Source organism: Bradyrhizobium sp. MOS002 (assembly GCF_003020115.1).
Taxonomy (GTDB): Bacteria; Pseudomonadota; Alphaproteobacteria; order Rhizobiales; family Xanthobacteraceae; genus Bradyrhizobium.
The window spans coordinates 1-14,551 of record NZ_PYFX01000010.1 but is presented as its reverse complement, the minus strand read 5'-3'; the positions used below and the strand labels follow the sequence as shown (position 1 = coordinate 14,551).

The 14,551-nt window shown below is 63.3% G+C and carries 16 protein-coding genes and 1 tRNA gene; 4 read left to right on the top strand and 13 right to left on the bottom strand.

Annotated elements, in window-relative coordinates; translation table 11 throughout:
* Positions 1-35 precede the first annotated feature (35 nt).
* The 6 genes from C7G41_RS25315 to C7G41_RS25290 all read right to left on the bottom strand — a co-directional run bounded on the left by C7G41_RS25315 (position 36) and on the right by C7G41_RS25290 (position 5,979).
* Positions 36-1,229, bottom strand: a complete 1,194-nt coding sequence (locus tag C7G41_RS25315; RefSeq protein WP_106945071.1) for a CaiB/BaiF CoA-transferase family protein — start codon at positions 1,227-1,229, stop codon at positions 36-38.
* Between the two features lie 34 nt (positions 1,230-1,263).
* Positions 1,264-2,193 (bottom strand): glycine/sarcosine/betaine reductase selenoprotein B family protein, encoded by a 930-nt coding sequence (locus C7G41_RS25310; protein WP_106945070.1) that lies wholly within the window; start codon positions 2,191-2,193, stop codon positions 1,264-1,266.
* A 257-nt stretch (positions 2,194-2,450) separates the two neighbouring features.
* Positions 2,451-3,032, bottom strand: coding sequence for a GDP-mannose pyrophosphatase (locus tag C7G41_RS25305; protein ID WP_106945069.1), 582 nt, complete (start codon positions 3,030-3,032; stop codon positions 2,451-2,453).
* Positions 3,033-3,041: 9 nt separating this feature from the next.
* Positions 3,042-3,485 (bottom strand): GNAT family acetyltransferase, encoded by a 444-nt coding sequence (locus C7G41_RS25300; RefSeq protein ID WP_106945068.1) that lies wholly within the window; start codon positions 3,483-3,485, stop codon positions 3,042-3,044.
* A complete protein-coding gene (locus C7G41_RS25295) occupies positions 3,482-4,909 on the bottom strand; it encodes an FAD-binding oxidoreductase (protein WP_106945067.1) in 1,428 nt (475 codons plus the stop codon). Before C7G41_RS25295 ends, C7G41_RS25300 begins: the two co-directional genes overlap by 4 nt.
* Positions 4,910-4,989: 80 nt before the next feature.
* Entirely contained in the window at positions 4,990-5,979 is a 990-nt protein-coding gene (locus tag C7G41_RS25290; RefSeq protein WP_158268030.1) for an L-threonylcarbamoyladenylate synthase, read from the bottom strand.
* A 68-nt stretch (positions 5,980-6,047) separates the two neighbouring features.
* Here C7G41_RS25290 and C7G41_RS25285 point away from each other — a divergent pair.
* Both C7G41_RS25285 and C7G41_RS25280 read left to right on the top strand, forming a co-directional pair.
* Positions 6,048-6,124: transfer RNA gene (locus tag C7G41_RS25285), tRNA-Pro, on the top strand.
* Positions 6,125-6,541: 417 nt separating this feature from the next.
* The gene (locus C7G41_RS25280; RefSeq protein WP_106945065.1) at positions 6,542-7,516 is read left to right on the top strand and encodes a tripartite tricarboxylate transporter substrate binding protein; all 975 of its coding nucleotides are present in this window, start codon (positions 6,542-6,544) and stop codon (positions 7,514-7,516) included.
* Positions 7,517-7,549: 33 nt separating this feature from the next.
* On the opposite strand, the gene C7G41_RS25275 is transcribed toward C7G41_RS25280, so the two are convergent.
* From C7G41_RS25275 to C7G41_RS25265, 3 genes are all read right to left on the bottom strand, one after another.
* Positions 7,550-7,876, bottom strand: a complete 327-nt coding sequence (locus tag C7G41_RS25275; protein WP_106945064.1) for a hypothetical protein — start codon at positions 7,874-7,876, stop codon at positions 7,550-7,552.
* Between the two features lie 221 nt (positions 7,877-8,097).
* The gene (locus C7G41_RS25270; RefSeq protein ID WP_027568652.1) at positions 8,098-8,322 is read right to left on the bottom strand and encodes a hypothetical protein; all 225 of its coding nucleotides are present in this window, start codon (positions 8,320-8,322) and stop codon (positions 8,098-8,100) included.
* Positions 8,323-8,480: 158 nt separating this feature from the next.
* Positions 8,481-8,660 (bottom strand): hypothetical protein, encoded by a 180-nt coding sequence (locus tag C7G41_RS25265; protein ID WP_373681153.1) that lies wholly within the window; start codon positions 8,658-8,660, stop codon positions 8,481-8,483.
* Between the two features lie 266 nt (positions 8,661-8,926).
* On the opposite strand from C7G41_RS25265, the gene C7G41_RS25260 reads away from it, so the two are divergent.
* Positions 8,927-9,382 carry a hypothetical protein gene (locus C7G41_RS25260; protein WP_106945062.1) on the top strand — a complete coding sequence of 152 codons (456 nt, stop codon included), beginning with the start codon at positions 8,927-8,929 and terminating at the stop codon, positions 9,380-9,382.
* 186 nt (positions 9,383-9,568) lie between these two features.
* Positions 9,569-10,528 carry an N-carbamoyl-D-amino-acid hydrolase gene (locus tag C7G41_RS25255; RefSeq protein WP_106945061.1) on the top strand — a complete coding sequence of 320 codons (960 nt, stop codon included), beginning with the start codon at positions 9,569-9,571 and terminating at the stop codon, positions 10,526-10,528.
* 788 nt (positions 10,529-11,316) lie between these two features.
* Here the strand turns inward: C7G41_RS25255 and C7G41_RS37020 are convergent.
* The 4 genes from C7G41_RS37020 to C7G41_RS25230 form a co-directional block, all read right to left on the bottom strand.
* On the bottom strand, positions 11,317-11,514 hold the full coding sequence (locus C7G41_RS37020) for a hypothetical protein (RefSeq protein WP_146159799.1): 198 nt from the start codon (positions 11,512-11,514) through the stop codon (positions 11,317-11,319).
* Between the two features lie 1,044 nt (positions 11,515-12,558).
* Positions 12,559-12,927, bottom strand: a complete 369-nt coding sequence (locus C7G41_RS25240; protein ID WP_106945060.1) for a response regulator transcription factor — start codon at positions 12,925-12,927, stop codon at positions 12,559-12,561.
* Between the two features lie 266 nt (positions 12,928-13,193).
* Positions 13,194-13,424, bottom strand: a complete 231-nt coding sequence (locus tag C7G41_RS25235; RefSeq protein ID WP_106945059.1) for a hypothetical protein — start codon at positions 13,422-13,424, stop codon at positions 13,194-13,196.
* A 332-nt stretch (positions 13,425-13,756) separates the two neighbouring features.
* Positions 13,757-14,389 (bottom strand): response regulator transcription factor, encoded by a 633-nt coding sequence (locus C7G41_RS25230; RefSeq protein ID WP_106945058.1) that lies wholly within the window; start codon positions 14,387-14,389, stop codon positions 13,757-13,759.
* Positions 14,390-14,551: the final 162 nt, after the last annotated feature.

Below are 14,551 nucleotides of genomic sequence, written 5' to 3'. Positions count from 1 at the left end.
TCGCCGGGACGACGGTGGAGTTTTAGGCGGCAGCTCTACACGATCTCCCGCGCCCGCAACGCTGCGATCTCCGCTGCGTCAAACCCCAGCTCGCCCAGTACCGCATCCGTATCCGCCCCCAGCTCCGGCGCCATCCGGTCGAGCCTGCCGCCGCCATGCGCGAGCTTGAATCCGCTGCCGGCAAAGCGCAGGCGGCCGTAGGGCGTATCCAGCTCCTGGATCGCACCACGCGCCTTGATCTGGGGATGGTCGATCACTTCCTCGACCTTCCAGATGCTGGCGCAGGGCGCGCCGGCGTCTTCCAGAATGGTCTCCCATTCGCGCGCCGGCCTTGCCGCGAGCGCCTCTTCGATGATGGCGCGCAGCGCGGGCTCGTTCTCGTTGCGGGCGAACCAGTCGGCAAAGCGCGGGTCGCTGAGCGTGTCCTCGCGGCCGAGCGCAGACATCAGCGCGCGATACTGCTTCTCGTTGTTGACGGCGAGCAGGATGTGGCCGTCGCCGCACTTGAACAAATTCGCCGTGGTCCTGCGGCTGACGGCCTGATTGCCCGACAGCTGCTGGCGATGGCCGGCGACCGACCAATCCGCGATCTGCCCCGACAGAAACGCCATCGTCGCCTCCAGCATGGAGACGTCGATGAGCTGGCCCTTGCCGGTGCGATCGCGCTGGTACAGCGCGCTCGACACGCCGAACGCAGCTGTCGCGCCCGACAGCACGTCGCACACCGCAAAGCCCGCGCGCGTGGGGCCGGTCTCCGGATGACCCGTGATCGCCATGATGCCGGACAGCGCCTGCATCTTGCCGTCATAGCCGGGGCGCAGCCGATCCGGACCGGTCTGGCCGAAGCCTGATACCGCGCAGTAGATCAGCTTTGGATTGATCGCAGACAGCGCCTCATAGCCGATGCCGAGCTTGTCCATCACGCCGGGGCGGAAATTCTCCATGACCACGTCGACCTGGCTCGCGAGCTTCTTCACGATCGCGATCGCATCGGGCTTTTGCAGGTCGAGCGTCAGGCTGCGCTTGTTGCCGTTGATGGCCTGGAACGCCGGTGCGAGCCCGCGCTCCGCCCATTCGCGGCTGAGCGGCGTGCGGCGCATGTCCTCGCCCTCGCGCCGCTCGACCTTGATGACGTCGGCGCCCAGCAGCGCGAACTGGTAGCTCGCATAGGGGCCGGCCAGCACTTGCGTGAAGTCCAGGATCTTCACGCCCTCGAACGGTCGCGTCACGTCGCTCTCCCTTTTGTCCTGGTTGTCGGAGACGTCAGGCGGCGCGGTTGCCGCGCGCGATCTCCTTCTGCTTGTCGAATTCGGCACGGCGGCGCGCCAGCTCTTCAGGCGAGAGCTGCGCGACGTTGTTGTAGTCGAGCTTCCAGGAGGCGTCCTCGCTCCAGCGCAGCGGAGACTGCATCGTGGTCTGCGGCCCGCTCGCGGTCTCCAGCAGTCTGAGCGCCAGCTCCAGCGTCTGCGCCTGTGACGCGACGTCATGCGGCTTGCCGGCGGAATTGCCGAGCGGGAAGTCCGAGAACAGGAATCGCGGCACGGCGGCGTGCTCGATGATGTCCTTGGCGCAGCCCATGATCACGGTCGGAATGCCGTTCGCCTCGAGATGACGCGCCACCAGCGCCGTGGTCTGGTGGCAGACCGGGCAGTTCGGCACCAGCACGGCGACATCGACCTTGTCCGCGACGGCCCGCGCCAGGATTTCCGGCGCGTCGGTGTCGAGGGTGACGCGATGGCTGCGATTGGTTGGCGCGCCGAAGAAGCGCGGCGCCACTTCGCCGATGCGCCCGGCGGCGCTCGCCTTCAAGAGCTGCGGCAGCGGAAACCAGCTGCCGTTGTCGGTGGCCGTGGTGTGCTTGCGGTCGTAGCCGATATGCGAGATGCGAAGGTCATGCGGCTTCGTCGTGTCGCCGTCATAGACCTGGTAGAATTTGGCGCCGCCATTATACGCCGCGCCCGGCCCCTGGTCGCCCTTATCAGGATCGTACGGCGCGGCCGTCGTGATGATCGTGACGCGCGATTGCGACAGCGGCTTCTTCAGCGGCTGGAACGGCGCCTCGGTGTAGTGGGCCCAGCGATACGCCGTGGTGTAGCCGATCGCGGTGTAATAGTCCCGCGTGCGCTGCATATAGGGGATGGGGGCGTCATAGTCGGGCGCAAAGCCGAATTCGTCGTCGCGCGAAGCGGACATGGGGCGCGTCTCCTGGTTCTTGTTGGCGACAGACTAGAGATAGTTTTGGTGTTGCTCAACGGGGGCAAGGGCGACGCAGGTCAGAATTGCTTACCGCGATGGCTCGCCGCGTAGCAGGTGCGCTCCCTCGCCCCGCTTGCGGGGAGAGGGGGAGTCTCCACGAGGATGGTGAGAGTTGGACTCGCGGAAGCTCCCCCTCACCCGATCGCTTCGCGATCGACCTCTCCTCGCAAGCAGGGCGAGGTGAAGAAGAAAGCCTATCGAAATACATGCAGCGCCACATGCTGCAACAGCATGATCGCCTTGGCGTCGATGATGCGGCCGTCCGCGATCATTGCCAGAGCCTCGTCAATGCCGAGCTCCAGCACCTCGATGTCCTCGCCTTCGTGCTCGAGGCCGCCGCCGTCGCTGACTCGCATCTCCGGCTCGTATTCGGCGATGAAGAAATGCAGCTTCTCGGTGATGGCGCCGGGGCTCATGAACGCCTCGAACACCTTGTGGACGTGGTGCAGGCGGTAGCCGGTTTCTTCCTCCGCTTCGGCGCGGATGCGCACCTCGGGCGAGGCGTCGTCCAGTACGCCGGCGGCCGCCTCGATCAGGAGATCATCGTAGCCGCGGATGAAGGCCGGCAGGCGGAATTGTTTCACCAGGATCACCGTACGGCGTGCCAGATGATACGGCAGCACGGCGGCTGCATTGTCGCGCTCATAGGTCTCGCGGTGCTGCGTTTGCCATTCGCCATTGGCGCGCCGGTACTCGAACGTGGTGTTCTTGAGGGTGGTCCAGTTGTTCGAGAGTACGCGGACGTCCTTGATGCGGACGCGGTCGGAAATGGTCATGGCTCGATCTCAATTGCTTGGCGTTGTGTCGCGGCCGTCGAGCCACTTCTGGAACATCACCGAGGTCGATTCCTCGAAACCCAGCGACTGATAGAACGCATTGGCCTGCGCGTTCTCGCGGCGGACGAGCAGCTGGAGCTTCGCGATACCAGCCTGGCGCAGCCAGTCCTCGGCGGCGGCCATGATCACCCGGCCATGGCCGCGCTTGCGGCCATCAGGATCGACGGCGACGTAATAGACCCAGCCGCGATGGCCGTCATGGCCGACCATGACAGTTGCGACGATGGTGCCGCCGTCGCGGCCGAGCAGGATGGTGGAATTGTCGCGCCGCCGCGCCAGGGCGATGTCGGCATGCGGATCGTTCCACGGCCGGGTCAGGCCGCAGCGCTGCCACAGCGCGACCACGGGCTCGATATCCGCCTCGGTGATCGCCTCGATCGTGAGAGCGCTCACAGCACTTTGCCCGGGTTCATGATGCCAAGCGGATCGAGCATCGCCTTGAGCTGTCGCATCAGCTCGATTGCGGTCTTGTCCTTCACGTCGGGCAGCTCGTCGCGCTTGAGCACGCCGATGCCGTGCTCGGCCGAGATCGAGCCGCCCATGCGCAGCACGATCGCGAACACCACCGCGTTCATCTCGTGCCAGCGAGCCAGATAATCCGCGGTGTTGGCGCCGATGGGCTGGCTGACATTGTAGTGCAGATTGCCGTCGCCGAGATGGCCGAACGGCACCGGCCGCGCCCCGGGGATCAGCTTCACCACGGCGGCGTTGGCCTCGGCGATGAAGGCGGGCACGGTGGCGACGGGCACGGAGATATCGTGCTTGATCGAGCCGCCCTCCGGCTTCTGCGCCGACGACATCTCGTCGCGCAGCTTCCAGAAGCCGGCGCGCTGGGTGAGATTGGCCGCGATCACCGCGTCGTCGACAATCGCGTCCTCCATGGCGCGGCCGAGGATGGTTTCCAGCGGCGTGCGGGCATCGTCGCCCGGTGAAGACAATTCCATCAGCACGTACCAGGCATGCTTTTGCGCGAGCGGATCGCGCACGTCGATGCCATGGCGGATCGAGAAATCGACCGCCATCTCCGAGAGCAGCTCGAAGCTCGTCAGCGCATTGGCGGCCTCGCTTTGCGCGATCGCCAGCAGTTTCAATGCGGCGTCCGGCGACTTCAGCCCGACAAAGGCGGTCTCGATCGACCGCGGCTTCGGAAACAGTTTTAGCGTCGCCGCGGTGATGATGCCGAGCGTGCCTTCGGCGCCGATGAAGAGGTTGTGCAGATTGTAGCCGGTGTTGTCCTTCTTCAGCTTCGACAGCACGCCGAGCACGCGCCCGTCGGCCAGCACCACTTCCAGCCCCAGCGCCATCTCGCGCGCGACGCCATAGGCGAGCGCGGCGGTGCCGCCGGCATTGGTCGAGAGATTGCCGCCGATGGTGCAGCTCCCTTCCGCGCCGAGCGAGAGTGGAAACAGCCGGTCCGCGTCCGCGGCCTTCTGTTGCGCGATCTGCAGCACCACGCCGGCCTCGCAGGTCATGGTGTTGGAGGCAGTGTCGACCTCGCGAATCTTGTCCAGGCGCCGCAGCGACACCACCACCTCGCCATTGTGCGGCGTCTGGCCGCCGACGAGCCCGGTATTGCCGCCCTGCGGCACCAGCGCGATTCTGTGCTCGGAAGCGAGCTTGCAGATCGCGGCGACTTCCGCGGTCGAGCCCGGGCGCAGCACCAGCGCCGAGCGGCCGTGGAACAGATTGCGCTCCTCGGTGACATAGGCCTCGATGTCGGCCGCATCGGTGATCGCATGCTTCTCGCCGACGATCTTGCGGAATTGTTCGATCAGCTCGGGTGCAAGCGGAGCGGTGGTGGATTGATTGACGTTCATGGTCTCGTCTCTTCTCAAGCTTCTTACTCTTTGCGCATGATTTTGTCGGAAAACCGCGACACACGTTTCCGGATCATGCGCTATCTCGCGACAGCCGCCCGGCGCAGCCGGTCGTTGATCGCTTCGCCCAGATCCTGTTCGGGGATCGCCATCACCGCGATCGCCCGAGGCCCCCTGTCATCGAGGGCGCGAAGATAGCCGAACAGATTGGCGGCGGCTTCATCGAGATCACCGGTGGGCGACAAATTCATGACGGCGGCGGCGGCCTCCAGGCCGGGCAGGCGCGCGGGGCCGAACGCCAGCAGCGCTTCGCCCGGCGCGACATCCTGCGCATTGAGCCGCACATGGGCGCGCGGTGCGTAATGCGAGGCCAGCATGCCCGGGGCGAGCGGCTGGCTGTCGTCGCTGTCGGCCTCCGCGGGCAGTCGCGCCAGCGCTGCGCCGAGCACGGCCTCGATCCGCTCGCGAGACAGCCCGCCGGGCCGCAGCAGCATCGGCGCCGCAAAGCAGCCGACGATCGTCGATTCGACGCCGACCGTAACAGGCCCGCCGTCGACGATCAGGTCGATCCGGCCCGCAAGGTCGCTCTCGACATGGGCCGCCAGCGTCGGCGAGACGTGGCCGGAGAGGTTGGCGGACGGCGCCACCACCGCCCCGCCAAAGGCGCGCAGGATCGCCTGCGCCACCGGATGGGCCGGAATGCGGATCGCGACCGTGTCGAGGCCCGCGGTGGCAAGCTCGGCCACCGGGCAGTTTTCCGTCTTCGGCACCACCAGCGTCAGCGGCCCCGGCCAGAACGCCTCCGCAAGACTCAAGGCGCAGGCGTCGAATCGTCCGATCCTGCGCGCGGCCGCAAGGTCGGCAACGTGGGCGATCAGCGGATTGAAGGCCGGCCGCCCCTTGGCGGCGTAAAGATGGGCGATCGCGCTGGCATTTCCGGCGTCCGCGCCGAGCCCGTAGACCGTCTCGGTCGGGAACGCGACCAGCCCGCCGGCGGCCAATGTCCGGGCGGCAGCTTCCGCGCCGGCCGCGCCGGCCGGTAAAATCAGCGTTTCAAGACCCGTTTTCACAGGGATAAGATTCCTCAGCTCGGCCGCTTGCGGTGCGCCAAACCCGACGCTATAAGCCGGCCTCTTGTCGGAGTGTGGCTCAGCCCGGTAGAGCACTGCGTTCGGGACGCAGGGGTCGCAGGTTCGAATCCTGCCACTCCGACCATTCTTCCAAAAGTCGACGTTTTCCTAGAGGCTCGGCGGACGGGCCGCCGGGGCCTCGGAAGCGCCTTATTGCAACGATTTTGGTGGCGGGTCCACGGCCGATTTGGCCGGGCAGAGGCGTGTGCCGCAGCGGCATGGCTTTCTTTTCGCCGGCATCCCTGATCCGGCGTTGTACGGTAGGTCCGAGAATTACCGTCTCGCCGCGAGCGAGCCAATCAAAGGCGCCGCCAGGCAAGGGCTGCTACGGGGCCTCCTCTGACGCTTCCGCAATTGCCACGAAAACCGCCGGAGCTCATCAAACGCTCGCGCTCGGGACGATCGGTTGCCATCCGGTCAGACCGACGGTTAGATGAACCTGCAGTCGATCGCACGCTCGAGCGTCGCGATCGGCCAATAACAAAAAACAGGGCAGGAAATCATGAACAAGAAAATCGTCGCGCTCGTTGCAGCTTTTGGCTTCGCTGCTTGCGGATCGGCATCGGCCGCGTGGCCGGAAGACAAGCCGATCGAAGTCGTCGTCGGCTTTGCGCCCGGCGGCGGTACCGATGTCATGGCTCGCAAACTTCTGCCCTTCGTCGAGCGCGCGCTCGGCGGCAAGGCGAAGTTTGTTGTCCTGAACAAGCCTGGCGCCGGTGGCGAGATCGCGTTTGCCTCGATCGCGCGCGCCGCGCCCGACGCCTATTCGATCGGCGTCGTCAACGTGCCGGGTTACAACTTTCTGCCGATGACGCGCAAAACCCAATACACCACGGATGAAATCCGGCTGGTCGCACGGATCGTTGAAGATCCCAACGTGATTGTGGTTCCCGCGGACAGCAGATTCAAGAATCTGCCGGATGTCATTGCCGCACTTCGCAGCAAGCCGGGCTCGGTGACGTTTGGTCACAACGGTGCCGGCACGAACGGTCATTTGGCCATTCGCATGCTGGCAGCAGCCGCGAAGGTCGAGCCCAACGAAATCTCTTACAGAGGAACGGCCGCGCAACGGACCGATCTGTTGGGCGGGCATCTGGAAGTCGGGATGGTCACTCTCAGCGAGATTCCCGAATTGCATGGCACCAACAAGGGACCACTTCGCGTCATCGCGATCCTGTCGAAGAAGCGCTTTCCATCGCTGCCCGAAGTTCCGACGGCGGGGGAAGTGGGCTTTCCGGTCACGACGACGGCAGAACGCGGCTTCGCGGTCCCGAAGGGCGTTCCGGACGACATCGTCAAGAAGCTGGAAGCGGGGATTGCCGAAGGCCTTCGCAATCCCGAGTACTTGACGAATTCGCCCGGCGACGAGCCGGTGATCGCCTTCCTGACTGGCGCTGAGTGGCAGAAACGCCTCGACGACATGTCCGAGGCGTTGCGTCCCTATGCTGAAGACATGCGCGCGAACGAGCAGAAGTAATCAACCCTGCTGTAGCCGGCGGTTGTCGCGGGACTACCGCCGCGCCACCAGCACACCGATCATGAACGCAATCATCAGCGCGGGCAGCGGTGCCTCACGCACCATGCCACGCACGACGTGTGTCCAATGCTGCTCCGGGACGAGTTTCGGCGACCTGATCTCCGGCGCCGGCTTGATGCCCCATTCGGAGGCGAGTTCGGCAATCTCGCTTGAGGCAAGCCGCACGCCGTCGCGGACGCGGAAGATGGCGGCGTCCGCGCGCTCGCGCGGCGCGAGCAGCATCATCGTCGTGACGGCCGTACGCAGGGTCATCTCGCCGTAGCCTTGCAGCCTCACGGATTCCTCGGGGTCGGACGTCATCGCAAATACCTCACAGCGCCAAATGCTCTACAGCGCAAAGTGGCGCGCGATGGTGAATGCCATCGTCGCGCACAGGACCAGCGTGGATACCGCGCCGGCCACGCCGCGCAGGAGATCGGCCCGCGTCAGGTGCCTGGTCATGATTTTGCTCCATGCTCGGCATGGCAATGGCGGGGAGACGGCGTTGGTTCCATCCGCGACGGGCGATTCGCGAACGCCGGCTATTTCCGCAGCAGCTCGCTCAGCGCGGCTGTCGCCTCGGCGCAGCGGATGTCGTCGATCTCGCGCGACAGGTTGAGCGCGCTCGATCTGAGCTCTTCGACTTTCCAGCTCTCGGGGTGCTGGGTCTCGAGTTGACCGAGCCGCTTGTTCAGATCGTCCAATCTGGTTTGCAACTGTTCGACGCTGGCGGCCCCATTCACCACCCAGACTCTTTGCGCACGCATCGTCGTTCCCCTGCTCGTCTCACGGGGTTGTGAGAGGGGTTCGTGGCCGCAATGGGAGTTTCTCTTGTCCGGCTTCAGACGGACGGGAACCGTTGCAGATCGGCAACGGGAGTTCCTTCACGTTAACCAGAGGGGACGGGGCTACCGTCATCACCGCATCAGGCCGCGCGCGGCCACTCGGTCGATCGCTTTTCAAGCCGGCTTTCGAGAATCGCGATGCTCACCCGGATATTGTCACGCCGGGCCCGCAGGTTCTGCGCGAGCATGGGGTAGGCGAGGTTCTGGGGATCGGAGATTCCAGCCTTCCGTTCTTCCTCCAGAATGTCGGCGTCGATCATTTGCATCCGCCAGCGCAGATCGGAGATCAATGCGTGGAGCTGTGTCGGCATGGTCGCTTCGAAACGGGACGTCGGGTGCATGATCGCCTCACGGTGAGACAGACCCACTGCGGGTCTGAGGGGTTTGACTCCCGTGCAGCAAGCGGAATGCCAGTGCGCCGGCTCAGCGAGTTCCTCTGCCCGATTTGCTGCGATATAACGCCGGAACGATTGCCACTCTTTCCCGTTGCAGCAGGGACCTCGATAACGAGGCGATCGAGGGACCCATGCCGCTCATCCGTTATTTCTTCTTCACCGGCGGCGCTCTGCTCGCCCTCCTGTGCCTTGCCGATTACTACCTGGCCGGCCCCGTGAGCGCGGCCGCCGAAACCGGGCCGGACCTCTCGATCGCCCGAATTCACTCTGCGCAGACATGGCCGGAGAAGATCGTCTTCGACACCAACGTGCGACAGATTCCGTTGACCAAAACCGTGGCGTCAGCGTCAGACGCGGCGGCGCCGGCCGCGCCGGAAGGTACGCGCCAGGCATATGCGATGGCGGCGCAGCCTGCCGCGGAGCTCAAGGCTTCGGACTCCAAGGCTTCGGAGTCCAAGGCCGTGGAGCCCAGGCAAGCCAAGGCCGCTCCGAACAAGCGCGTCGCGGAGCGGCATCGTCGCCGCCAGCCGTCGCGCATGGCGGCGCGCGGTCAGTTCTTCAACGAGCCCGTCGCCGCAGAATGGTGAGTGGCGCCCTGTGAGGGTGTTTCGCGCGAGGTGGATGCGGTCAATCGCAATTCATCGTCGGCTTCCCAGGTGACGGTCGGACTGCCTCTCGGTTGGGCACGGTGCCGGACAGCGAGGCTGTGCGTGCGACGCTTCGCGCGATAGTCTCTGCCGCGACCTGACGGGAAGCGGACGAGGGAAAAATTCGTGGCGAGATTTGTGACGATCGCGGCCGGCCAGCTTGGTCCAGTGGCGCGGACCGAGACCAGAACCGCGGTCGTGGCGCGCCTGATGGCCTTGATGCGCCAGGCGCACGCCAACGGCTGCGACCTGATCGTCTATCCCGAGCTCGCGCTGACCACATTCTTTCCGCGCTGGTATTTCGAGGATCAGGCGGAGATCGACAGCTTCTTCGAGCGCGAGATGCCGGGGCCGGAGACGAGAGGCCTGTTCGATCTCGCGCGCGAGATCGGCATCGGATTTTACCTTGGCTATGCCGAGCTGACGGTCGAGGCCGGAATTGTCAGGCGCTACAACACCTCCATCCTGGTCGAGAAGAGCGGCGAGATTGTCGCGAGATATCGCAAGGTCCATTTGCCCGGCCATGCGGAGCACGAGCTCTGGCGCGAATTCCAGCATCTGGAAAAACGCTATTTCGAGCCCGGCGATGGTTTTGGCGTGACCGAGGCCTTTGGCGGCGTGATGGGGATGGCGATCTGCAACGATCGCCGCTGGAGCGAGACCTACCGGGTCATGGGGCTGCAGGGCGTCGAGATGGTGATGATCGGCTACAACACGCCGGTGCACAATCCGCCCGCGCCCGAGCATGACGATCTCTCGCTGTTCCACAATCATCTGGTGATGCAGGCCGGCGCCTACCAGAACGGCACCTTCGTGGTCGGCGTCGCCAAGGCTGGTGTCGAGGAGGGCGTCGACCACATCGGCGGAAGCTGCATCATCGCGCCCTCCGGCGAGATCATCGCGCGATGCACCACCAAGGGTGACGAGATCGCGCTGGCCCGCTGCGATCTCGATCTCTGCAACTCCTACAAGCGCACCACGTTCAATTTCGATGTTCACCGTCAGCCGCAGGCCTACGGGATGATTGTCGAACGGAAGGGCGTGACCCTCATGGCCGACGGAACGCCGGTGCGAAAGAAGGGGTGATGTTTCTTTCTCTGTCGGCCACACCCACCGCTGTCGTCCCGGCGAAGGCCGGGACCCATTACCACAGGGAGAGGTTTGGCGAAGGCTGGTTGGGATAAATACCGATCAGATCGATGGACCTCGCGGTATGGGTCCCGGCCTTCGCCGGGACGACGGTCGAGCTCGTGACTTGATGCCGAGCGCCTCACTGCCCGACGGGCAAAACACCTGCGAGGCTGTCAATCGGCCATTGCAAAAATATTCCACTTTACCGAAATTCGGAAACGGCGTATGTGTCGCTCCATCCCGGCTCATCCTTGAGGGGCGATCTTGTGGTCGTCACGTTCGCGAGCCGGGCTTGCGGTGGACGCGGCAGCGTTCGGGTACGAGAGGCCAAGGGCAGGGCGGATTGCTCTCCGTGAGCCCAAGGCTTCGTGCCGACGAGCGGCGCTGCTAGGCTTCGTCTCGTCTGTAAGTTTCCGGCTCCGTCGACAGGGCTGGAAAAACTGCGGCGGAATGGCGGGCCGTGCGTACGGCAAAACCGTGTGGTCCCGTCGTCCAGCGATTTCGTGCCGTGAGGAAAAATACAAAACCCTTTTTAATGAAAGGGGTTAGTTGGTGGCGGCGTCCGCGACCGCTGCTGGCGGAAACCCGCCGGGCCCTATTAGGCCCTAGTTTGACATGCTGCCGCTTAAGAAAGAGTTTGGGGGCTGCGTCCGCGCGGACCCGGTCGGCTGCGCTTGGATGGCCGTCGGATCGCGGCGCTGGCCTAATGGACGTGCTGGCGCGAGCCGCCCCTCGGCGCGGCTCTAGGCATCTTTGCGCTCCCAAATCGTGACGTATGAGGCGCGATGATTGTTTGCCAGCGCGTCTGTGAAATCAGGTTGGAAAACAACTGTCACGATGCGCCAATCGTCATGTAGGCCGCTGTTTAATTGGATATCCAGCATGGATTGGTCGGCCCAAACGGATGTGGTTTTGAATCTAGCTTGCCGCAACTCGGACATGGTTATCCCGCTTGGCCCTGCGCTGGCGGCCCGCTCTACGGTTTTCCCGGGCCTGCGCTGAGGCGGCCCGGTTGCCGAAGTTGGACCGATAAACGGGACTACTTTTTCGGCTCGGTGGTGGTTGGGGTGCTTGTGGTGCCGTCGCGCGCATCCCGTCGCTCGTCGCGGCCTGTGCGTCGCTCTTGCCGCCGATCCGCGCGTCCGGTGCGGCGCTCCTGCCGCCGCTCGGTTCGCCCGCTACGCCGTTCCTGACGGCGTTCTGTGCCTGACTTCGGCGCGTCCGCTGGCGGCGTCGCAGGCGCGGCGGCTGGCGCGGTGGTTTGTGCCACAGCCTCTGAGGCCGCAAAAATCGAGGACGAAGCCACAAGCCCAAACATCCCTGCGTATCCAAGGAAGGTTAGTGCGTTGCGACGACATACCTGTTTCCGCTCCGAAGGGTCACTCATTCTCAGGCTCCCGGTTGCCGCCCCGTCTGACTAATCTCAGGGCCGTCGGCGGCCTGCTTATTGATTTGGATCAACTTGGCCGGATCGTTCAAGCCATGCTGGTATCTCGGTCGATGGGATCGACACTCTCGGCAGGTGCGGGATGATGGTCCCCGCAGTGACGATCAGCCCGTCGTAATATTTGGTTCGCGCAAAATCCTGCGCCTCCGCTTTGGTTGAAAACATCTTGGTTAGGCGCGGATGTCGCCGTCTTGACAGCGTGCCATCCGGGGGCACTTCAAAAGTGACGTACCAAGTGTGTTTCACGCTGTAATGCCGCCCCTGCCTATTCGCGCCGGACAAAAGGAAAGCCGCCACGGGGAGGAAGCGGTGACGACTTTTTTTCACGCTCGCCGCTGAACAAAAACGAGCGCCGAGACCGTGAAGGGTGTGGCCCCAGTCCTTGGGGAAACTGGGGCCACGGGGGGCTGTGTACCTGTATTGATTGGGGGGCTGGTACCTGACAATCCAAACTCAGAAATCAACTTAGCGAAAGTTGTCCTGTGGTGCATTGTCCCAAAGTGCAGAGTGCAAGGGCCCGGAACTCGGGCACTTAGCATTACCTTCCCGACGCTTTCTTGAGCGGCTCGATCAGTTCGCGCGACGAGAATGGCTTGGTGAGATAGGCGAGACAGCCGGATCGAAGGGCGGCCTCGCGAACCGAAGGGCTATCGTTCCCGGTCATGTAGATGACTGGCACACTGTTCCCAGCCACCTTGAGGCGGTGCCTCAAGTCGATGCCTGATCCATCGCGCAGATTGATGTCGAGAACGACGCAAAGCGCGCTGTCAAACTCGCTGCAGTTTGCAAAAGCCTCCGCAGACGGAAACAGCACGCTGGCGTAGCCAAACTGTCGCAGGAGTCGAGCTACACTTCTCAGCATTGCGGCGTCGTCATCGACGACAAGGACGACATTCTTTTTGCACAAGAAGTTTTCCGTTTGCCAGAGGTGTCAACGGACGCTTGTCGCTACGAGTGGAGAACTACCAAATGGCCAAAATGACCCGGCGGAGCGAATGGGTACTCCCGGAGCGCCTAGTTTACCATTGTACTGAAGGCCCTTGTAGAGCTGCTGGAGGTGATGAGGCCGCATGTTTGCTGTTGGATGCGCAACCTGAGACACCCGCCCGGTCAGGAACTGAGACAAGCTCCGCCAGTCGCCATCAGAGGCCCGGCGTCCAAATATATTCTCAGCTATTCCGTTGATCTGAACGCCCCCCAGCACGCGGGCGACAATTCAGTCGCCTTCTCCTTGAGGCAATTAATAATGCGCTGGCCACCGGGGCGAAGTCCTTTGCACAAAAGCTCGATGTCGCTTTTGCATTCTCGTGCGATCTTGATGGGGTCGGTTAGACGTTGCTTGGCGAAGGCATCTTGGCCAAACAACGCGATTGCAATGCCGAACAAGATACGAAACCAGTTCATTTCCAGCGCTCAGTTGGACGATTGCACTCAGAGTACAGCGTTGAGACCCAAGTTCAGTTGAGTTCGGTGCTATCGCTACGGACGCAAGAGGTTCCATCAAAGCAAGGACGCCCATTGATCTACATCAACCTCCCGCGCGGACAGAGCCGCAATCTCGCGAGCGGGGTTCATGGAAGGGTTCCGTCGTGCTCCGCTTCTGCCCTCAGAATTCCGGGATCGTCATCACTAATGACTTGCCTGCTTTGAACGCCGCGCCCTTTGGTCGCTCTGGGTGCATAAGCGCTATCAGACTGTGCCGAGCCGTGGCGTTTAACTGTGATAATCGCTCCAGCTTAGAGGGTCTGTTCCGTGGCTGGGGAAAGAGCTCCGATCCTCTCGGCAAGAGACACCAGCTCGGCTAACGACCGGACCTGCATTTTTTCCATCACACCGTGACGGTGAGCTTTGATCGTGCGCTCCGTTGTTCCAAGCGCGTGAGCGATCTGCTTGTTGATTTTGCCACGAACGATAAAGTTGAAGACCTGTCGCTCGCGCGGCGTCAATGTAGCGAGACGAGCACGGGCCGCACTTATTTTGTTTTGCAGGTCTAACGTCGATTGATGGTGTGCCAACGCTCCTGCGATTGCGCGAAGAAGGTCTTCGGAGCTTGCCGGCTTGCTCAAGAAATCCCGAGCACCCGCCTTTATGGCCCGCACGGTGAGAGGAATGTCGGTATGGCCGGAGAGAAATATGATCGGCAATGCCGAGCCGAGTTCGACCAATTTTCTTTGCAAGGCCGAGCCGTCCAGATCGGGCATTTGCACGTCGAGAAGAATACAACCCGGAATGCCGTCGCTCGGTAGTCGGTCGAGCAGCTCCTGCGCCGACGAATAGGCTGCGACCTGGTAACCGGCGTGCTTCAAATGACGCTCCATCGCCGTCAGAAAGGATAGATCGTCGTCAACAATATGCACGAGCCCCTGCACCGGTCCCTCCGTTGGAAAGAGGGTACCGGGAAATTCAGAGTAGTTGATTATCTTTTTTTCCTCTTTGGGGGCATGGCTGATCTGTCCGTTCGAAGACGACATGCAGTTTGTGCCACCGCTGCCGCGCTACCGCGTCCCGTCGCCTGTCGTGGTGACGATGAC